Here is a 20,667-nt window from a genome sequence, read left to right as displayed (position 1 = left end):
CTCACTCCTTAGTATTGTTATATTGTTCTGGTAATACACGTTGGCGTCGCGCCTTTTCAAACATGTAGTAACTAGCACCGATAATAATGACATAACCCATTAATGCATAGAAATCAGGCGTTTCTCCGAATAAAATAAAGCCAAATATAGCTGTAAAGATAATAGACGCATACGTAAAGATAGAAATATCTTTTGCAGGGGCGAAACTATAAGCTAAAGTGATGCCAATTTGTCCAACTGCGGCTGAAAGACCGGCACCTAGTAGATAAATCATTTGAATTGAAGACATTGGTTCGAATGTCACGATTGAAAAAGGAATTAAAACGACTACAGAAAATAATGAAAAATAAAACACGATTGTATAAGGTGCTTCTCTAGTGCTTAATGCCCGCACACAAGTATAAGCTGAAGCGGCGAAGATACCTGAAAATAACCCTGATAGAGAGGTGATCATAGTTGATGAAAATTCTGGTTTAACGATGAAAAGCATACCAAATATAGCTACTATCATTGCGATGATTTGATATTTACGAACCTTTTCATTGAGAAAAATTAAACTGAGTAGAATAGTCCAAAAGGGATTAAGTTTCATTAAAGTATCGGCATCACTTAACACCATATGATCGATAGCGTAAATATTCAATAACACACCTATAAGCCCTAATGTCGAGCGTGTAATTAAGAGTGGTTGGCTGCTTAATTTTCCGAACATAGGCTGTTTATATTTAAATATAAAAAATAATGGAATAAACATTGCAACGAAATTTCTAGCTAAAGATTTTTGAAATACAGGCAAGTCTCCAGCTAATCTAAAAAAGACAGACATAAAACTAAAACCTATAGCCGAAATAAGAATAGCAATGATTCCTTTAACTTTTGAATTCAAGGTTTATCGCCTCATTTTTAAAAAATTACCGTATATATAGTAGCACACTTCATTTGCTCTTGCATAAGTACTTGCAATAAGAAGGGAGTTATATTATGATTTTAATACGAACAAACGTTCTATATAAATATAAACTTATCTTTTCATATCAAAGCAACGAATTATATTCGTGTTTTTAATTTAAAAATGAAAAGTTTTTAAATAACGGTGCAAAATATATTGTCAGAATAAAATGATAACCTTTAAGAACGTTGATAACTCAATAGTTACCATTATTTTTTAAAATGCAAGTAAAATTGCTCGGAATTATAAAATAAAAATTTTGGATGAATTTAAGTTCGTCGTGACGCACGTTCTACGATTTTCACGAACTTTTGTCACTAAATAGTGACTTTTAATTGCAGGAGCAATTCTGTATAATAAAACACAGAATATAGTGTTGGTTTTAGAAATCGAACACAATATGTTGTGTTTATAGATGTTTTGAGAGTGATATAAATAATTCAATTTAAAGGAAATTTCACACTCTTTCAACTAAGATTTTCCTTAAATTAACGCTATTAATACGAACGAGCTACGTAAAATAAATGATAAGATATTTTAGTTTAAACACTATATGTAGTGGTTAAATAATCCAAGTAATTATTTTAACTAAATGAACTATTAGCTTGTCGACTAAATTATAAATGTCGAAAAATATATCGTATTCATTTTGGACAGTTTTCTTATGTATCTAAGAGAACTTCTTTTTAATTAATTATATAGATTGACGAAGGAAGGCGTTCCAATGAAGGTAGTTTATTTTTCTTTTTCTGGAAATGTACGTAGATTTATAAAACGAAGTGAACTGACAGATGTAATGGAAATTACTAAAGATAATTGTAAGGACATTATTAATGAGCCTTATATTTTAGTGACTGGAACAATCGGATTTGGCGAGGTGCCTCAGGAAGTGCAATCATTTCTAGAAGTTAATCATCTCAACTTACGTGCCGTAGCAGCGAGTGGTAATCGTAATTGGGGTCAGAACTTTGCTAAAGCAGGGCAAACGATTTCTGAATCGTATGACGTGCCTTTATTAATGAAGTTTGAAGTACAAGGTACCAACAAAGATGTTATTGAATTTAAAAATAAGGTGGGGCATTTTAATGAAGATTATGGACGAGAAAAAATACAATCATATTGAGTTGAATAATGAAGTTACAAAGCGTAAAGATAATGGTTTCTTTAATTTAGAAAAAGATCAAGAAGCATTAAAAGTCTATCTAGAAGAAATTCATGATAAAACAATTTATTTCGACAATGAGATTGAACGTTTACACTATTTAGTAGACAATAATTTTTATTTTAATGTCTTCGAAATATATAGTGAAGAGGACTTAATTGAAATTACAGAATTTGCTAAATCTATTAACTTTGAGTTTGCTAGCTACATGTCAGCAAGTAAATTTTATAAAGATTATGCATTAAAAACTAATGATAAAACTCAATTTTTAGAAGACTACAATCAACATGTAGCGATAGTAGCATTGTATTTGGCTAGCGGTAATAAGCAACAAGCTAAACAGTTTATTTTAGCTATGGTTGAACAACGCTATCAACCAGCTACACCAACATTCCTAAATGCTGGACGTGCACGCCGTGGTGAATTAGTGTCATGTTTCTTATTAGAAGTCGATGATAGCTTAAACTCAATTAACTTTATCGATTCAACGGCGAAACAACTAAGTAAAATTGGTGGCGGTGTAGCAATCAATCTTTCTAAATTGCGCGCACGTGGAGAAGCAATTAAAGGAATTAAAGGTGTTGCTAAAGGCGTATTACCAGTAGCTAAGGCACTTGAAGGTGGTTTCAGTTACGCTGACCAATTAGGACAACGTCCTGGCGCAGGAGCAGTCTATTTAAATATCTTCCATTATGATGTTGAAGAATTCTTAGATACTAAAAAAGTAAATGCTGATGAAGATTTACGTTTATCTACTATTTCAACTGGTTTAATTGTACCTTCAAAATTCTTTGATTTAGCTAAAGAAGGTAAAGACTTCTATATGTTTGCGCCTCATACTGTAAAACAAGAGTACGGTGTGACTTTAGATGATATCGATCTAGAGAAATATTACGATGATATGGTTGCTAATCCTAACATTGTTAAAAAGAAAAAAGACGCTAGAGAAATGCTCAATACGATTGCTCAAACTCAATTGCAATCAGGTTATCCATATCTAATGTTTAAAGATAATGCGAATAAAGTTCATGCCAATTCAAATATCGGTCAAATTAAAATGAGTAATTTATGTACTGAAATTTTCCAATTACAAGAAACTTCGGTAATTAATGACTATGGTATTGAAGATGAAATTAAACGTGATATTTCTTGTAACTTAGGTTCACTAAATATTGTTAATGTAATGGAAACTGGTAAGTTTAAAGATTCAGTACACATTGGTATGGATGCATTAACAGTGGTAAGCGATGAAGCTAATATCCAAAATGCACCTGGCGTAAGAAAAGCGAACAGTGAATTACATTCAGTTGGCCTAGGAGTAATGAATTTACACGGTTATCTAGCTAAAAATAAAATTGGCTATGAGTCAGAAGAAGCAAAAGATTTTGCTAATATCTTCTTCATGATGATGAATTATTATTCTATTGAACGCTCAATGGAAATTGCAAAAGAACGTGGAGAAGTGTATCAAGATTTTGATAAATCGGATTATGCTAATGGTAAATATTTCGAATTTTATACATCGCAAGAATTCAAACCTCAATATGAAAAAGTTAAACGCTTATTTGAGAATATCGAGATTCCTACTGCTGAAGATTGGAAAGCATTACAACAATCAGTAGAAGAGCATGGTTTATACCATGCTTATAGACTTGCAATTGCACCGACTCAAAGTATTTCTTATGTGCAAAATGCGACAAGTTCAGTGATGCCAATTGTAGACCAAATTGAACGTCGTACTTATGGTAATGCTGAAACATTTTATCCAATGCCATTCTTATCACCTGAAACAATGTGGTATTACAAATCAGCATTTAACACAGATCAAATGAAACTTATTGATTTGATTGCTACGATTCAAACACATGTGGATCAAGGAATTTCAACTATCCTATACGTTAACTCTGAAATTTCCACACGCGAATTATCTAGATTATACGTATATGCTCACCATAGAGGACTGAAATCTTTATACTATACTCGTAATAAATTATTAAGTGTAGAAGAATGTACAAGTTGTTCAATTTAATATAAATAAATCCATCTAAAGATAGAAATAAAAGAGGATAGAAGGTATAGCGCTTAAGGCTCAGTCAGTAGGTTGCTAGTAAAGAGTCGTTTTCAACGGCTTTCTAGTATGCATAGTGTTAATAGCCCCTAGTCTTAAGCCCGTACCTTGTCCTCTTAATTAATGTAATTTAGGTTTTTAATAATAAAGGAGGAATTTTTAATGAAGGCCGTCAATTGGAACACTCAAGAAGATATGACAAACATGTTCTGGCGTCAAAACATCTCCCAAATGTGGGTAGAAACAGAATTTAAAGTATCAAAGGATATTGCGAGTTGGAAGACATTAACTGATGATGAGAAAAATACATTTAAACGTGCATTAGCAGGATTAACAGGTTTAGATACGCATCAAGCAGACGATGGCATGCCGTTAATCATGTTACATACTACTGATTTACGTAAAAAAGCAGTTTATTCTTTCATGGCTATGATGGAACAAATTCATGCCAAGAGTTACTCACATATTTTTACAACGTTATTGCCATCTAGCGAGACAGATTATTTATTAGATACATGGGTAATTGAAGAGCCTCATTTAAAATATAAATCTGATAAAATTATTGAAAACTATCATAAATTATGGGGTAAAGAAGCTTCTATCTTTGATCAATACATTGCCAGAGTATCTAGTGTGTTCCTAGAAACATTTTTATTCTACTCAGGTTTCTATTATCCTCTATACCTTGCTGGACAAGGTAAAATGACTACATCTGGTGAAATTATTAGAAAGATTTTACTTGATGAATCTATCCATGGCGTATTTACTGGCTTAGATGCTCAAAGTTTACGTAATGAACTTTCTGAGAATGAAAAACAAAAAGCTGATAAGGAAATGTATAAATTATTAGAAGAATTATATAGCAATGAAGTTTCTTACACTCATATGCTATATGATGATATTGGCTTAACTGAAGATGTGCTTAACTATGTTCAATATAATGGGAACAAAGCACTATCTAATCTTGGATTTGAACCATACTTTGAAGAAAAAGAATTCAATCCAATTATTGAAAATGCGTTAGATACTACAACTAAAAACCATGACTTCTTCTCAGTTAAGGGTGATGGTTACACATTAGCGCTTAATGTAGAAGCGTTACAAGATGAAGATTTCATTTTTGATAAATAAAATATTTCTTAAAGTAGGACTGGGGCATTCTTATGGAATGTCCTAGTTCTTTTAATTTTGGCAAGAATTAATTAAAAGGAAGAGACTGTAAAACCACATCTCCTTTATATTTAGCTAATTATAGCGTTTCTCTCTAGATTTCAATATCAACCCTTTTTTAGAACGAACTCCGAGATTCCAATTTCTCATTTTAACCGTTACACCTTTTAAAAATATTAGTCTTTATGATAATTAAAGTTGTTTTACCAAAAAACATAGCATTTAATTTAATATAATTTTAAAAATATCTGGAAACCTATTGAAATTCGTAATAGTAATCTTTAATATTAGTAGTGACGACAATGATAATCATTATCGTTTAAAGGATATTATTTTTTAAATACATATTACAAATTGTGGGGAATTACTAATGAAGTTTTTGTTTAAAGGCTATATTCTACTCATCTTGTTAGTGATTTTATCAATTATCTCCTTATTTGTAGGGGTAAGCCAACTTTCCCTCGCAGATATATTCCATTTAAACGAAGAACAAAGAAACATTTTGTTCTCGAGTCGTATTCCTAGAACAGTTAGTATCCTTCTTTCAGGAAGTTCACTTGCATTAGCTGGACTAATTATGCAACAAATGATGCAAAATAAGTTTGTAAGTCCTACCACTGCAGGAACGGTAGAGTGGGCAAAGTTAGGCATTCTACTATCGCTCGTCTTCTTTCCTCACGGACATATACTAATTAAACTACTGTTCGCAGTAGCACTAAGCTTGGCTGGGACATTTTTATTTGTTATATTAATTAACTTTATTCGTGTTAAAGAAGTTATTTTTGTACCTTTATTAGGCATTATGATTGGTGGTATAGTATCTAGTTTCACAACTTTTATCGCACTAAGAACAAATGCTTTACAAAGTATTGGGAACTGGCTAAACGGGAATTTTGCGATTATCACTAGTGGGCGTTATGAAGTGCTTTATCTCGTTATCCCAATTCTAATTGTAGCATTTGTATTCGCAAATCATTTTACAATTGCAGGAATGGGAAAAGACTTTAGTCATAATTTAGGTGTAAGTTATGAAAAAATCATTAATATAGCATTATTTATTACTGCTGCACTTACTGCGTTAGTAGTGGTTACGGTTGGGACATTACCATTCTTAGGGCTAATTGTTCCTAATATTATTTCTATCTTTAGAGGAGACCATTTGAAACACGCATTACCTCATACCCTTATGCTTGGGTCTATCTTTGTATTAATAGCTGATATTATAGGTAGATTAATTGTTTATCCGTATGAAATAAATATCGGTTTAACAATTGGTGTGTTCGGAACAGTTATTTTCCTAATCTTACTAATGAAAGGCAGAAAAGAATATGCAAATAAGTTCTAATATGAAAATAGGTATATTAATTTTTGCGACAGTTTGTATGGCAATTTTTTATTTATTAGTAGGCTTAGATTTCGAAATTTTTGAATATCAATTTCAAAGTCGATTAAGAAAGCTATTTTTAATATTAATTGTAGGCGGAGCCATAGGTACTTCAGTAGTTGTATTCCAAGCTATAACTACCAATAGACTATTGACGCCATCTATTATGGGACTAGATTCAGTCTATTTATTCGTTAAAGTATTGCCTGTCTTTTTAGTCGGAACGCAAGCTGCTATTGTCACAAATGCGTATTTAAACTTTTTAACTACGTTAGTCGCAATGGTATTATTCGCACTTTTGCTTTTTGAAGGCATGTTTAAACTAGGTAATTTTTCAGTTTATTTTATATTGCTTATTGGTGTGGTACTTGGAACATTCTTTCGCAGTATCACAAGTTTCATTCAACTTATCATGGATCCGGAGTCATTCTTAGCGGTTCAAAGTGCTATGTTCGCGAGTTTTGAAGCATCTAATTCACGATTGGTGTTTTTATCTAGTATTCTTTTAATTTTATTAATCATTATAACCATTATACTCCGTCCGTATTTAGATGTTTTATTACTTGGAAAAGCACAAGCAATTAATCTTGGTGTGTCTTATGGAAAAATGACACGTTTACTGCTTATTATTGTCGCGTTGCTTGTGTCAATTTCCACGGCATTAGTTGGTCCTGTAACATTTTTAGGGCTTTTAACTGTTAACTTAGCACATGAATTGATGAAAACCTATGAACATAAATACATTTTACCAGCAACAATTTTAATCAGTTGGATTAGTTTATTTACAGCACAGTGGGTAGTTGAAAACTTATTTGAAGCCACAACAGAATTTAGTTTAATCATTGATTTAATTGGCGGAAGCTATTTCATTTACTTACTTGTTAAAAGGAGAAGTGCAAATTGATTGAAATAAAAAATTTAGATAAGTCGATACAAGATAAACCTATTTTAAAGAATATTAACGTAGATATTCAAAAAGGAAATTTAACTTCTCTTATAGGGCCTAATGGTGCCGGGAAAAGCACCTTGCTTTCGGCAGTGAGTCGTCTTTTTGAATATGAAAATGGAATTATCAAAATTGAAGATAAGCCAGTACTCGATTATAAAAGTGATGAATTAGCTAAAAAATTAAGTATTTTAAAACAAACGAATCATACTGAAATGAATATTACAGTAGAACAATTAGTTAGCTTTGGTCGTTTTCCATATTCAAAAGGTCGAATGAAAGACGAAGACTATAAACAAGTAGAATATGCGTTAGATTTGTTACAACTTCAAGATATTAGAAGTAGAAATATTAAAACACTTTCTGGTGGTCAAAGACAACGAGCTTATATAGCTATGACCATAGCTCAAGACACAGATTATATTCTATTGGATGAGCCGTTAAATAACTTGGATATGAAGCACTCTGTCCAAATTATGCAAACGTTACGTAAGTTGTGTAAGGAACTCAACAAGACGATTGTAATAGTCTTACATGATATTAATTTTGCTTCCTGTTATTCAGATGACATTATAGCTTTAAAAGACGGAGCAATCATTAAAGCAGATACGAGAGATCATGTCATTCAATCAGAAATTTTAAAAGAGTTATATGAAATGGATGTCCATGTCGAAGAAATTAGAGGACAACGTATTTGTCTTTATTATGATGAAACTACTTTTTGATTAGACTAATAACTAAATCATTTAATCGCATTACTTTAAAGGGGTGATGCTATTCGAAGGAATAGAGTAGAGAAAGTCCAGATGAAACTTAGCAGCACGGTTAAATTTTTTAAGGAGTGATAGGAATGAAGAAAACTGTCTTATTTTTATTATTAACTTTAGTTTTAGTTTTAGCAGCATGTAGTAACGGATCGAACAGTAGTAATGATTCAGGCTCTAAGAGTGAAAGTGACAACGCTAAAGAAACTAAAACTGTAAAAATCAAAAACGATTTTGAAGCAAGCGGTCAAGAACGAGACGGCAGCGATGCCAAAAAAGTTAGCAATACTGTAGAAATTCCAAAAAATCCTAAAAATGCAGTTGTATTAGACTACGGTGCATTAGACGTTCTTAAAGAACTAGGTGTAGCAGACAAAGTTAAAGGATTACCTAAAGGTGAAAATAACTCATCTTTACCAGACTTCCTAAGTGACTTTAAAGATGATAAATATATTAATACAGGTAACTTAAAACAAGTTAACTTTGATAAAGTAGCAGAAGCTAAACCTGAAGTAATCTTTATTTCAGGAAGAACAGCTAATCAGAAGAATTTAGATGAATTTAAAAAAGCAGCACCAGACGCTAAAGTTGTATACGTGGGCGCAGACCAAAAGAACTTAGTTAAAGACATGAAGAAAAACACTGAAAACTTAGGTAAAATCTACGACAAAGAAGATAAAGCGAAAGAACTTAATAAAGATTTAGATGAAGACATCGCTGATATGAAAGATAAAACTAAGAAATTCGACAAAAAAGTAATGTATTTATTAGTTAATGAAGGTGAATTATCTACATTTGGTCCTGGTGGCCGTTTTGGTGGCTTAGTGTTTGATACTTTAGGTTTCACACCAGCTGATAAAGATGTTAGTGATAGCCCTCATGGTCAAAACGTTACTAACGAATACATTAATGAACATAACCCTGGTGTTATTCTTGCTATGGACCGTGGTTCAGTAGTAGGTGGCCAATCAACAGCTAAAGATACATTAGGTAACGATGTACTTAAAAATGTTAAAGCAGTGAAAGATGATAAAGTTTATGAATTAGATCCAAAATTATGGTACTTCTCTTCAGGTTCAACAACTACTACAATGAAACAAATTGACGAATTAGAAGAAGTATTAGACAAATAATATATAAATAAACGAGTTAGAATTTAATTCAAAATTAAAGGCTTGTAGGGAATTTCGAAATCGAAATCTCCTACAAGCCTTTTTAAATATAAACATACTATTTTTTCTTTTTAGAAAAATAATCAACAATTGCTATTAGTATTACGACCATAATGCCACCTATAATTGCGGTAGACAACGCCAATCACTCCCTTTAATTTTAATCATATTTCAAAATACAAATGATAATGAAACTTACATCGATTATTAAAATGGGCATGACAATTTGGACATCGTTCAGTCATCATGTAATCATGAATAGACAATTCATGTTTACATACACCGCACAAAATTGCCTTCTCGTGAAAATCTTTTTCAGGCCATCTTACAATTTGATGTGATTCGTGTTCATCATGGCATTGATAACAAGGATAGTATTTATTGCAACATTTAAATTTTAATGGCAACGACATCTAAAAAAGTATGGTAATGTATGCAACGCGTTTTGTCATCTACAATGGAACCATAAACTTTTGGCATCTACATCGTCTCCTTATTCACTACTCGAACCTTATTGTTCAGGATGTTCACCAATAATACGAACCTCGCGATGAAGTTCTACATCAAATTTTTCTTTTACCACTTTTTGGACGTGATGAATTAAATCTTCATAATCTGTGGCTGTGCCATTATCTACGTTCACCATGAAACCAGCATGTTTCTTAGATACTTCTACGCCACCTATACGATAACCTTGCAAGTTTGAATCTTGAATTAATTTTCCAGCGAAATGACCTGGAGGACGTTGAAAGACACTGCCACATGATGGATATTCAAGTGGTTGTTTCGTTTCACGGCGTTCAGTTAAATCGCCCATTTTAGCTTGGATTTCTTCAAGATTTCCAGGTGTTAAAGTAAAGGCCGCTTCCAGAACGACTAAATGTTGTTGTTGCACAATACTATTTCTATAGTCTAGTTCTAATTCATTACTAGTTAATTGGATTAAATCACCTTGTTCATTAACACATAATGCGTAATCAATACAATCTTTAATCTCTCCACCATAAGCGCCAGCATTCATATAAACTGCGCCTCCGACCGAGCCAGGAATACCACAAGCGAATTCTAAACCAGTTAGTACATGGTCTCTTGCAGCACGTGATACATCAATAATTGCAGCACCACTTCCTGCAATAATGGCATCATCTGATACATTGATATGTTTTAATGACAGTAAACTAATGACAATTCCACGAATACCACCTTCACGGATGATAATGTTAGAACCATTACCTAAATACGTTACAGGTATTTTTTTATCTTGAGCATAGCGCACAATAGTTTGAACTTGTTCATTCTGAGTAGGAGATAAATAGAAATCTGCATTGCCCCCTGTCTCAGTATATGTATATCGCTTTAATGGTTCATTCACTTTAATAATGCTTTCAGGTATTAAGGTTTTTAAATCTTGTAAGATGTCTTCTTGTTTTAACATAAGTACATCCTTTCTTCTCTTCTGTAATCTATTCTATATTATAGCAACTTTATAACTGATTTGCGAAAGAAGGTAAGCGCGAATTAATTTAAACAAATATTAAACTCTATAATTGTTTGTATAATTTTTCAAAGTATTGCTGCTTTTGATTTTCGTAATTTCTTATAGTATTCACGTGGTTAATAATTTGTTTCTTTTTTTCTGAAAAATGAAGAGCAATACGTGGAACGTTAGCAAGTGACTTGTCTACAGTTAAATATTGTTCAAATAAAGGTGTGTTCATTTGAACAATGTGTAAACGAATCGTTTGTTTTAGTTCAATCAAATTATTAAATTTTGCCATCATGACTTTTTTCTTATAAGGATGATGTAAACGATAAAAACCGACATAATTTAATCGTTTTCCATCTAAGGAGGTAATATCATGAAGGTTATTTACACCAACCAAAATATCTAAAATAGGTTCTGTGACATAGTTGAAATGCTTTGTACCGCCAATATGTTGTGTGAATTGAACAGGGGGAGTCTAGCAAGTCGAATAATAATGTTTTAGTAGTTTGATATAATTCATGATAATCTGTAGTAGATGGTGCTTGTACAAAAGATTGAACAGTCGTGTACATATAAGTCTCCTTCAAATATTAGGATATTTTACAAATTCTGAAATACTATAGCATAAATTATTTTCAATATAAATAGGTTTAGGTATAATACGTGTTGATAGGAGTGCAAAGATGAAAAAATTAGCAATTCTTTCGATAATAATCATTTGTGTGTTAACATTATCTTCTTGTAGTAACCAACACCATGCTAACGTGAAAGAGTTTGAGAAACAGTTAGATGAAGCGGAAGCTAAGAAGAAAAGCGTTAAAACGGTTATGGACAAGATTCATTTGAAACAGCTAGATCAATTAAGTAAGACAGATACGACGGATAAAAATAAAAAAGAGTTCAAAGCACTACAAAAAGATGTGAATCATCATCTAATGCCAGCATTTGAAGCTTATGAAAAAGAGGCTAAAAAATTACCTGCCGATAATCAGGATGTTAAAGATTTAAAAACAAAGTATTTAGACAATGTTAAACAAGAAAGACAATCAATTAACGAGCTTAAATCATTTATAGACTTATGTAATCAATCAATTAAAGCAAATGAAGATATCCTAGATTATACTAAATTATTCGAAAGAAATCGGTCTCAAGTAGAGTCAAAAATTCAAAAAGCAAGTAATCAAAATGATGCGAATCAATTAACTTCAAAGATAGAAAATAACAATAAAAAATTAAAAGAAACCGCACAAAAATATTTGGAAAATGAACATGCGGACTCTAAAAAAGCAATTAATCAACGTATTAAACCGTTAATTGAACGACAAATCACAGATTTAAATCAGACAAATATTACCGACTCTAATGTTAACGCCGCGCGTAAAAATGCTATTGAAATGTATTATAATCTTTTGAATTATTATGATACACGTGAAACAACTGTTAATATAGAGAAACAACTTTCCAAAATTGATGTCGATAAATTGCCAAAAACGGGTAAAGAATTAAGTGAGCACGATAATGACTTTTACAACAGTTTTAAAAAATTAAAAAAGTAAAAGTGAATATAACTAAACTTAAATTAAATTTCTGGTTAACATTGGAGAATGAAGTGTGTATAATTGTACCCATTAAGTAGTTTATAGTAATCTTAAATAACTATAGGGGCATAAATAAATTTAGAGGTGAATAGAATGGTTATAAAGCTGAGTTCGATTGACCAGTTTGAACAAGTACTAGAAGACAATAAATATGTATTTGTATTAAAACATAGTGATACTTGTCCAATCTCAGCGGCTGCATTTGATCAATTTAAAAAATTCTTATATGAAAGAGATATGGATGGCTATTATTTAGTCGTTCAAGAAGAAAGAAAACTTTCTGATTATATCGCTGAAAAAACAAATGTGAAACATGAGTCTCCTCAAGCTTTCTACTTTATAGAGGGAGAAGCGAAGTGGAATGCAAGTCATAACGATATTAACGTGTCTTCGCTAGCTCAAGCTGAAGAGTAAATACAATTAAATAAAAAAGAGTAAGCAAAGGCTGGGACACGAATGCGTAGTCTCAGCCTTCAATTCTATCTTAGGATAGGTTCCTATTATGAAAAAACGACTTAACCCATGTATAATGTGAAAGTGAAGTTAAAGTAATAATGTCTAAAAGCATCTTTATAAAAATAATAGAAAATGGCATGAGGTGATTAACGAATGAAAGTATTAGTAGCCATGGATGAATTTAATGGTATTATTTCCAGTTATCAAGCTAACCGTTTCGTAGAAGAAGCGATAGCAAGTCAAATAGACGATGCAGATGTCGTACAAGTGCCTTTGTTTAATGGACGACATGAATTAATGGATTCAGTATTTTTATGGCAATCAGGCACTAAGTATAGAATTAATGTGCATGATGCAGATATGAACGAGATTGAAGCGGTCTATGGACAAACCGAACAAGGTTTAACTATCATTGAAGGTAATTTATTCTTAAAAGGTCAAAAACCGATTGCGCAACGTTCAAGTTATGGTTTAGGCGAAATGGTTGTAGATGCTTTAAATAATGGGGCAGATAATATTGTCATTTCATTGGGCGGTATCGATAGTTTTGACGGTGGTAGTGGCATGTTACAAGCGTTAGGCGCTCGATTTTATGATGATGAAGGAAATATTTTAGACGCACGCGAAGGTTCTAAAATTATTAAATACATTAGACATATAGACTTATCAAATATTCCACAAAGTTTTAAAGACGCTAACATTCAAGTCATGTCAGACTTCTCAAGTAAACTCTATGGTAAAAATAGTGAAATTATGAAAATATATGAAGAACATCATATTAGTCGAGACAAAGCTGCCGAATTAGATAATTTAGTATGGTACTTTAGTGAAATAGTTAAAAACGAATTACAAGTTGCCTTAGGCCCTATTGAACGTGGAGGAGCCGGCGGTGGTATTGCTGCGCTATTAAAAGGTTTATATGGAGCAGAAATACTAACTAGTCATGAAATGGTCGATCAAATTACGCATTTAGACGATTTAATATCGCAAGCAGATTTGATTATCTTTGGTGAAGGTTTAAAAGAAGAAGATAACTTGCTTGAAACCACAACGTTAACCATTGCAGAGTTAACTGACAAACACAATAAGCCTTCAATTGCTATTTGTGCTACTGCAGATAAATTTGATGTTTTTGAGAATTATAACGTTACTGCAATGTTTAATACATTTATTGAAATGCCTGCTACATATCCTGATTTTAAAATGGGTATTCAAATCAGACATTTTACAGTGCAAGCACTTAAATTGTTAAAAACAACATTATAAAGATTAATATTTAATAATAAAGTAACGAAATATAAATCTATAATTATAGGCTTGAAAGTGGTTGGTTCGTTTAGAAATTAGCCACTTTCAAGCCTATTTTATGCTGTATAGTTTTATTTTCGAAAAAGAGTGTACTAGTGAATCTTAAAATTATATCGTATTTCTGTCGTCACTCTTGCTTATTTTTGATGATGTGTTACTTCTTGTGCAATGCCAATAATAACTTGGACTGCCTTTTCCATCACATCAATTGATGCATATTCAAAAGGTCCATGGAAATTACCGCAGCCAGTAAAGATATTAGGGGTTGGTAGGCCTTTGAATGATAGTTGGGAACCGTCTGTACCGCCACGGATTGGGTCAGTATTAGGTTCAATATCTAAGTCAGCAAATACTTTTTTAGGTATATCGATAATGTATGGATGTGGTTCAATCTTTTCAGCCATATTATAATATTGATCTTCAATATCTACTTTTACTGGGAAATCTTCATAGTGTGTATTAATATCATCACGAATTTCTAGTAATTTCTTCTTACGTGACTCAAATGCATCTCTGTCATGGTCGCGAATAATATATTGTAACGTTGCTTTTTCGACGTTACCTTCAAATTTCATTAAATGATAGAACCCTTCATAGCCTTCAGTACGTTCAGGAACTTCGCTAGCAGGCAATAAACTATGAAATTGATGACCTAAAGAAAGGGCGTTAACCATAATATTTTTAGCTGAACCGGGGTGCACGTTGACGCCATGAGTAGAAATCTTCGCTTCTGCAGCGTTAAAACTTTCGTATTGTAGTTCACCGAATTCGCTACCATCCATTGTATAGGCGAAGTCAGCATCAAAGCGTTCTACGTCAAATTTATGTGGCCCGCGTCCAATTTCTTCATCTGGCGTGAATGCGATACGAATGCGGCCATGTTTTATTTCTGGATGTGATTTTAAATATTCCACGGCTTCCATAATCTCTACGACACCAGCTTTATCATCTGCACCTAGTAATGATGTACCGTCAGTAATCATTAACGTATGACCCTTTAATTTTTTTAATTCTGGAAAAGTTTCTTGGCTTAAGACGCGACCAGTATCCCCTAAATTAATAGGCTTACCGTCATAATTCTCAACGATTTGAGGGTTAACATTTGTCGCATTAAAATCAGGTGATGTGTCCACATGTGCTAAGAAGCCGATAGTTGGCACTTCAGTATCAATATTACTTTCTACCGTTGCAAATAAGTAGCCATTGTCATCAAGCTCTGTATCTAATCCTAATTCTATTAGTTCTTGTTGTAATAAACGCAATAAATCCCATTGTTTCTCGGTAGAAGGTGTAGTTGACGATTCAGGATTAGATTGTGTATCAATTTTCACATAACGTGATAATCTGTCTATAATTTGTTCTTTCATAGCTAGACATCCCCTTAAACTCTATTATTCATATTATATGATTTTCTATATGTTTTACCTTTGATTTTATCATAATATTGTTTGATACGCGTATAAATGTAGTAGAGGATTTCTGCTACTAAAATACCAAACGCAATTGATCCAGAAATAAGTGTGACTTCTAAAAATGTATTAACTGCTTGAGTATAATCATTGGATACTAAAAAGCGTGTTGCTTCATAAGCAGTACCACCAGGCACTAAAGGAATGATACCTGGTACAATAAAAATAATAACAGGTCGTTTGTAACGACGACTCATCACGTGGCTTAATAATCCAAGGATGAAACTACCTAAAAATGAGGCGCCTACTTTTCCTAAATCCATATCTACAGTAAATTGATAAATTGTCCATGCTACGGCACCCACAAAGCCACAAGCAGCTAGGAGACGCTTTGGAGCATTGAATATAATTGAAAAAAGTACTGTTGAAATGAAACTGATAGTAAAATGAAATAAATAAAATAACATTTGGCACAGCCTTTCTTAAATAATGAGTAATACAATGGCTACGCCAGCACCGATAGCGAATGATGTAAGTGCTGCTTCAACACCACGTGACATGCCCGCTAACAGTTCTCCGGCCATTAAATCTCGAATAGCATTACAAATTAAAATACCTGGTACAAGTGGCATTACACTCGAAATGGTAATAATATTCTGATTAGTAGCAATTCCTAATTGAGTAAATGTTGCAGCTATCGTTATGACGACGGCGGAGGCCACAAACTCGGAAAAGAATTTAATTTGAATAAAACGTTGTACTAAGCTAAATGTTAGAAAAGCGGCGCCTCCAGCGATAATCGCAATCCAGCAATCGGAAGCTACGCCTCCAAACATAAATAGGAAGAACCCACAAGCAATAGCTGCAGCAAAAAAGTTTAATAAAAATGAATATTGTAATGAAGCTCGACGTAAATGGATCAATTCTGATTTTGCTTCATCAATAGTAAGTTCATTTTTAGCAATTTTACGCGAAAGACTATTAGTAAGCGCAATTTTCTCTAAATCTGTGGTACGTTCACGAATTCTAATAAGTCTTGTACTCGTACGATCATTTAATGAAAAGATAATAGCGGTTGAAGTTACAAAACTATATGTATCATGGAGCCCATAACTATGGGCAATGCGATTCATGGTATCTTCAACACGATATGTTTCTGCGCCAGCTTCTAGTAAAATTCTTCCAGCTATCAAAACAACATCAATCACTTTATTTTCATCGATAATAGTGATTGAATCTGACATAAACGGCACCCCCGAATAATTGAACAAAGATTTTTATTTATTAGACAATTTGAAGTGTACAACTTGAACACTCAACTTGCAATAGTACGTTATGCATTCACATAATATCTTAAACAGTTCTTAAAATGAACAAAACTGTCAAGACGTTATACCTTAGATTCACTAAGTAAATTAACTTCTAGTATAACAAATTGACAGTTAAGATTTAATTTATATCTTGATGATTGGGTTAAACATGACTTGATTTCGACCTTCGTTCTTAGCCACATGAACCATATCATCCGCATCTTTAAAAACTTTACGTTGTGATTTATGATCATCTTGCGTTAAATACCCAACCCCGATAGAAACAGACAGTTTAATAACTTCTTTATTAGGTAAGTGGAAAGATGATTTTTCAACTCCATTTCTAATATTTTCAGCTAATTTAACGCTTTGATCTAATGAATAATCTCGGATAACGACTGAGAATTCTTCGCCTCCATTTCGGAAAATCTCAAATTGTTTAGGAACATAGTTTTTTAATAATTGAGACATTTGTTTTAGCACAGCGTCTCCAGATTTGTGTGAGTAGGTATCATTTACATCTTTAAAGCCATCAATATCAATTAAAAGTAAAGCTAGACTTTCGTTGTTTTCTTCAGCAACTTGGGAGATATGATTTAAATGTCTATCAAACTCTTTAACATTTCTTAATCCAGTGAGGTAATCGTATTTGTCCTCATTTTCATAGCGTGTAACAAGAGAGAAGAAATGCCAAATATCTACAAATGTAATCGCTGAAGTAATGGTTAAGACGAATGAGATTGGAACTAATACAGCGACTTCATATAAATCATAAAGTGGACTGAAGATAGATAAAATAAACAGAATAATTACACTGATAAGATTTAAAATAACTAGAGACATAATATCATTCTGTTTTAAAAAAGGTCCTACCATACTGACAATGACACCAATGACTATAAGCACTACACCGTATAAAATTGAATTTCCGAATGTAAACACATCGACTAATGCGACAATAATTGCTGCAATTAGAGTGTACGCCATATTCGTATAGCGTCCCAAGAATAATAGCGGGACAAAAGATAGGTGAATAAGGTACTTATCATAAAACGGAATAGGATATGCAGCTAATAATAAAGCTACCAATGTCATTAAAACTGTAACGTATCCTTTAGAAAAAATCATTATCTTGTTTTCAGAGTATTGTAACCTATGAAATAAGTATATACCTGCAACCATGACCGCAATATTATAAATAATTGCTTCAATCATATGGGAATCGACTCCTTTAATTTAACCATTAGTTATTGTAAGTGAAAACTTACCATTTGTCATTAAGTTGTATCTTTTAATAAGGAGAATTTTAGTAGATAAATAGACTTTCGTATTCAAAAGAATAATGAAATGATATGATAGAAAAAATAAACTTGTCTTTACGAAATATTTACAATTTATAGATTTAAATGAAGTTTTACTTAAAACAATGTAAACTATTCTATAATAAAAAACATGAGATAAGGAATCACACTGAATGCTAAATCTTTTTATGAGCTCTTGGTACTATAGTCCAATGTTCAAAAGAGAAAATAACTGTTTAAATAATATAAAAGATTAAAAAAGCAAATGTGAAAAAATAAGAGAGATTTATTGAAGGTGAACTGATGTATACATTACTACTCATTGCTGTAACTTTAGTAATCAGTTTAATAATAACACCTGTTGTAATTAAGGTCTCTATTAAACTAGATTTAGTAGATCGACCTAATTATAGAAAAATACATACAAAACCCGTTTCAGTGCTAGGAGGCACCGTCATTTTACTTTCGTTTCTCATTGGGATATGGCTTGGTCATCCAATAGAAAGAGAAGTCCGACCTCTGGTTATCGGTGCTATTGTAATGTATTTAATAGGTTTGATTGATGATATTTATGATTTAAAACCAATTCTAAAATTATTAGGCCAAATTGTAGCCGCTTCAATCGTTGTGTTTTATGATATAACGATAGATTTTATATCTTTTCCGATGGGACCAACCATTCATTTCGGAATATTTAGTATACCAATTACAATTATTTGGATTGTGGCAATTACAAACGCAATTAATTTGATTGATGGACTAGATGGCTTAGCTTCTGGTGTGTCAGCTATTGGGCTTATCACAATTGCATTTATCGCAGTTTTACAAGCCAACGTGTTTATTATCATGATTTGTAGTGTGCTGATTGGCTCACTACTAGGATTTTTATTTTTCAATTTTCATCCTGCAAAAATATTCTTGGGTGATAGCGGGGCATTGATGATTGGTTTTATAATAGGATTTTTATCCTTATTAGGTTTTAAGAACATTACATTTATCTCCTTGTTCTTCCCGATCGTCATTCTAGCTGTGCCATTTATAGATACGTTATTTGCGATGATTAGACGGATGAAAAATAAGCAACATATCATGCAAGCAGATAAATCACATTTGCACCATAGATTATTAGCACTAGGGTATAGTCATCGACAAACAGTACTATTGATATACTCAATCGCAATTATGTTTAGTTTATCAAGTATTATATTGTATTTATCACAACCATTAGGTGTCTTGCTCATGTTTATTCTTATTGTGATAACAATAGAACTCATTGTGGAATTCACAGGTTTGATTGATGATAGTTATCGCCCAATTCTTAATTTAATTACTAAGAGGAATGACTCAACCCGTCCACGCGAAAATTATAATAAAAAATCATAAAAGAAAGTAAATAACCTTGTGTAGCTTTATCTATTCTTTAAGATAGTTAAATGTACACAAGGTTATTTATATTAAAACGGATTTAATTTGTAGGAATATCAAACGGCAGCTTTTTAATATCACTTTCATGTAATTCGTAATTTCCGGCAGTAATACGATTTAAAAATTCGATAAATTCTTCATAGTCGGTTTGTACCACGTCAATTTGATAACTTACTTTGTCGGTGTAAGTCGTATCTCTTAAAAAGTAAGAGGTTGATGCCAGTTCGTATTCTAATTTTCCAGTTAAATCATAACCAATCGTCACAGTAGTAGGAATGGCATCGCGTAATTCTACGCGTCCAATTGCATAAATAACATCTCTAACAGCGCCACTATACGCACGAATGAGGCCGCCCCCACCTAATTTAATACCGCCAAAATAACGTGTTACAACTACGCATACATTATGCACATCTAATTTTTTTAGAATTTCAAGCATAGGTACGCCCGCGGTACCGCTGGGCTCGCCATCGTCATTAGCTTTTTGAATGTTCATTTGATCGCCAATCGTATAGGCTGAACAATTATGTGTTGCTTCTTTATGTTGTTGTTTAATTTGACTAATAAATTGCTTGGCTTCATCTTCTGAAAATACAGGTTTAATATGTGCGATGAAGCGGGATTTACTAATTACATTTTCAATAGTATGTTCTTGTTTGATTGTAACGATAGAATCGCTCAATGAGTAGTCACCTCGAATATCTATAAAAGTTATTTGACCCTTATTATACACGCTTATTTTTGAATGATTAAATATAT

Annotated in this window: 18 protein-coding genes and 2 pseudogenes; 11 read left to right on the top strand and 9 right to left on the bottom strand. The window is 32.4% G+C overall.

The genetic code is table 11. The annotated features are described in order from the left end of the window. Nucleotide 1 precedes the first annotated feature (1 nt). Complete coding sequence (locus CD147_RS00350) at nt 2-886, bottom strand: DMT family transporter (protein ID WP_103165478.1); 885 nt, start codon at nt 884-886, stop codon at nt 2-4. Nucleotides 887-1,673: 787 nt separating this feature from the next. Here CD147_RS00350 and nrdI point away from each other — a divergent pair. The 7 genes from nrdI (at nt 1,674) to CD147_RS00315 (ending at nt 9,576) form a co-directional block, all read left to right on the top strand. After that, entirely contained in the window at nt 1,674-2,072 is a 399-nt protein-coding gene (nrdI, locus tag CD147_RS00345) for a class Ib ribonucleoside-diphosphate reductase assembly flavoprotein NrdI (RefSeq protein WP_103165477.1), read from the top strand. Further along, a complete protein-coding gene (nrdE, locus tag CD147_RS00340) occupies nt 2,035-4,140 on the top strand; it encodes a class 1b ribonucleoside-diphosphate reductase subunit alpha (RefSeq protein ID WP_103165476.1) in 2,106 nt (701 codons plus the stop codon). The genes nrdI and nrdE overlap by 38 nt, the downstream gene beginning before the upstream one ends. A gap of 201 nt (nt 4,141-4,341) precedes the next feature. Then, nucleotides 4,342-5,310 carry a class 1b ribonucleoside-diphosphate reductase subunit beta gene (gene nrdF, locus CD147_RS00335; protein ID WP_103165475.1) on the top strand — a complete coding sequence of 323 codons (969 nt, stop codon included), beginning with the start codon at nt 4,342-4,344 and terminating at the stop codon, nt 5,308-5,310. Between the two features lie 409 nt (nt 5,311-5,719). Further along, nucleotides 5,720-6,694: an ABC transporter permease gene (locus tag CD147_RS00330; RefSeq protein WP_103165474.1), complete on the top strand. Its 975-nt coding sequence runs from the start codon at nt 5,720-5,722 to the stop codon at nt 6,692-6,694. After that, nucleotides 6,678-7,637, top strand: a complete 960-nt coding sequence (locus tag CD147_RS00325) for an iron chelate uptake ABC transporter family permease subunit (RefSeq protein ID WP_103165473.1) — start codon at nt 6,678-6,680, stop codon at nt 7,635-7,637. The genes CD147_RS00330 and CD147_RS00325 overlap by 17 nt, the downstream gene beginning before the upstream one ends. After that, nucleotides 7,634-8,404, top strand: a complete 771-nt coding sequence (locus tag CD147_RS00320) for an iron ABC transporter ATP-binding protein (protein ID WP_103165472.1) — start codon at nt 7,634-7,636, stop codon at nt 8,402-8,404. The genes CD147_RS00325 and CD147_RS00320 overlap by 4 nt, the downstream gene beginning before the upstream one ends. Before the next feature lie 125 nt (nt 8,405-8,529). Further along, a complete protein-coding gene (locus tag CD147_RS00315; RefSeq protein WP_103165471.1) occupies nt 8,530-9,576 on the top strand; it encodes a ferrated catecholamine ABC transporter substrate-binding lipoprotein SstD in 1,047 nt (348 codons plus the stop codon). 203 nt (nt 9,577-9,779) lie between these two features. Here CD147_RS00315 and CD147_RS00310 read toward each other — a convergent pair. The 3 genes and pseudogenes from CD147_RS00310 to CD147_RS00300 all read right to left on the bottom strand — a co-directional run bounded on the left by CD147_RS00310 (nt 9,780) and on the right by CD147_RS00300 (nt 11,673). Then, nucleotides 9,780-10,095, bottom strand: a pseudogene (locus CD147_RS00310) (CHY zinc finger protein). 31 nt (nt 10,096-10,126) lie between these two features. Next, a complete protein-coding gene (gene murB, locus CD147_RS00305) occupies nt 10,127-11,050 on the bottom strand; it encodes a UDP-N-acetylmuramate dehydrogenase (RefSeq protein ID WP_103165470.1) in 924 nt (307 codons plus the stop codon). 106 nt (nt 11,051-11,156) lie between these two features. Further along, a pseudogene (locus tag CD147_RS00300) lies at nt 11,157-11,673 on the bottom strand (GrpB family protein). Nucleotides 11,674-11,784: 111 nt separating this feature from the next. On the opposite strand from CD147_RS00300, the gene CD147_RS00295 reads away from it, so the two are divergent. From CD147_RS00295 to CD147_RS00285, 3 genes are all read left to right on the top strand, one after another. Beyond that, nucleotides 11,785-12,657, top strand: coding sequence for an EMYY motif lipoprotein (locus CD147_RS00295; protein ID WP_103165469.1), 873 nt, complete (start codon nt 11,785-11,787; stop codon nt 12,655-12,657). A gap of 135 nt (nt 12,658-12,792) precedes the next feature. After that, the gene (gene ytxJ, locus CD147_RS00290) at nt 12,793-13,113 is read left to right on the top strand and encodes a bacillithiol system redox-active protein YtxJ (protein WP_103165468.1); all 321 of its coding nucleotides are present in this window, start codon (nt 12,793-12,795) and stop codon (nt 13,111-13,113) included. 195 nt (nt 13,114-13,308) lie between these two features. Beyond that, the gene (locus CD147_RS00285) at nt 13,309-14,421 is read left to right on the top strand and encodes a glycerate kinase (RefSeq protein ID WP_103165467.1); all 1,113 of its coding nucleotides are present in this window, start codon (nt 13,309-13,311) and stop codon (nt 14,419-14,421) included. A gap of 179 nt (nt 14,422-14,600) precedes the next feature. Here the strand turns inward: CD147_RS00285 and pepT are convergent, their stop codons facing one another. From pepT to gdpS, 4 genes are all read right to left on the bottom strand, one after another. Further along, complete coding sequence (gene pepT / locus CD147_RS00280; protein WP_103165466.1) at nt 14,601-15,830, bottom strand: peptidase T; 1,230 nt, start codon at nt 15,828-15,830, stop codon at nt 14,601-14,603. A gap of 14 nt (nt 15,831-15,844) precedes the next feature. Then, entirely contained in the window at nt 15,845-16,339 is a 495-nt protein-coding gene (locus tag CD147_RS00275; RefSeq protein WP_103165465.1) for a threonine/serine exporter family protein, read from the bottom strand. Nucleotides 16,340-16,354: 15 nt separating this feature from the next. Next, nucleotides 16,355-17,116, bottom strand: a complete 762-nt coding sequence (locus CD147_RS00270; protein ID WP_103165464.1) for a threonine/serine exporter family protein — start codon at nt 17,114-17,116, stop codon at nt 16,355-16,357. A gap of 210 nt (nt 17,117-17,326) precedes the next feature. Beyond that, nucleotides 17,327-18,397 carry a GGDEF domain-containing protein GdpS gene (gene gdpS, locus CD147_RS00265; RefSeq protein ID WP_103165463.1) on the bottom strand — a complete coding sequence of 357 codons (1,071 nt, stop codon included), beginning with the start codon at nt 18,395-18,397 and terminating at the stop codon, nt 17,327-17,329. 389 nt (nt 18,398-18,786) lie between these two features. Between gdpS and CD147_RS00260 the strand changes: the two genes are divergently transcribed. Continuing rightward, nucleotides 18,787-19,866, top strand: coding sequence for a glycosyltransferase family 4 protein (locus CD147_RS00260; protein WP_103165462.1), 1,080 nt, complete (start codon nt 18,787-18,789; stop codon nt 19,864-19,866). Nucleotides 19,867-19,948: 82 nt separating this feature from the next. On the opposite strand, the gene CD147_RS00255 is transcribed toward CD147_RS00260, so the two are convergent. Next, on the bottom strand, nt 19,949-20,590 hold the full coding sequence (locus CD147_RS00255) for a YigZ family protein (RefSeq protein ID WP_103165461.1): 642 nt from the start codon (nt 20,588-20,590) through the stop codon (nt 19,949-19,951). Between the last annotated feature and the right edge of the window lie 77 nt (nt 20,591-20,667).

The sequence above is a fragment of the Staphylococcus devriesei genome, from assembly GCF_002902625.1.
In the GTDB taxonomy this organism is placed as follows: Bacteria; Bacillota; Bacilli; order Staphylococcales; family Staphylococcaceae; genus Staphylococcus; species Staphylococcus devriesei.
This window is presented reverse-complemented; position numbering and strand designations above follow the sequence as displayed.

Bases quoted from the DNA above. Each gene is read 5' to 3' on its own strand.
- nrdI (WP_103165477.1), top strand. From the start codon at position 1,674: ATGAAGGTAGTTTATTTTTCTTTTTCTGGAAATGTACGTAGATTTATA.
- nrdE (WP_103165476.1), top strand. From the start codon at position 2,035: ATGAAGATTATGGACGAGAAAAAATACAATCATATTGAGTTGAATAAT.
- nrdF (WP_103165475.1), top strand. From the start codon at position 4,342: ATGAAGGCCGTCAATTGGAACACTCAAGAAGATATGACAAACATGTTC.
- CD147_RS00330 (WP_103165474.1), top strand. From the start codon at position 5,720: ATGAAGTTTTTGTTTAAAGGCTATATTCTACTCATCTTGTTAGTGATT.
- CD147_RS00325 (WP_103165473.1), top strand. From the start codon at position 6,678: ATGCAAATAAGTTCTAATATGAAAATAGGTATATTAATTTTTGCGACA.
- CD147_RS00315 (WP_103165471.1), top strand. From the start codon at position 8,530: ATGAAGAAAACTGTCTTATTTTTATTATTAACTTTAGTTTTAGTTTTA.
- murB (WP_103165470.1), bottom strand. From the start codon at position 11,050: ATGTTAAAACAAGAAGACATCTTACAAGATTTAAAAACCTTAATACCT.
- CD147_RS00295 (WP_103165469.1), top strand. From the start codon at position 11,785: ATGAAAAAATTAGCAATTCTTTCGATAATAATCATTTGTGTGTTAACA.
- ytxJ (WP_103165468.1), top strand. From the start codon at position 12,793: ATGGTTATAAAGCTGAGTTCGATTGACCAGTTTGAACAAGTACTAGAA.
- CD147_RS00285 (WP_103165467.1), top strand. From the start codon at position 13,309: ATGAAAGTATTAGTAGCCATGGATGAATTTAATGGTATTATTTCCAGT.
- pepT (WP_103165466.1), bottom strand. From the start codon at position 15,830: ATGAAAGAACAAATTATAGACAGATTATCACGTTATGTGAAAATTGAT.
- CD147_RS00275 (WP_103165465.1), bottom strand. From the start codon at position 16,339: ATGTTATTTTATTTATTTCATTTTACTATCAGTTTCATTTCAACAGTA.
- CD147_RS00270 (WP_103165464.1), bottom strand. From the start codon at position 17,116: ATGTCAGATTCAATCACTATTATCGATGAAAATAAAGTGATTGATGTT.
- gdpS (WP_103165463.1), bottom strand. From the start codon at position 18,397: ATGATTGAAGCAATTATTTATAATATTGCGGTCATGGTTGCAGGTATA.
- CD147_RS00260 (WP_103165462.1), top strand. From the start codon at position 18,787: ATGTATACATTACTACTCATTGCTGTAACTTTAGTAATCAGTTTAATA.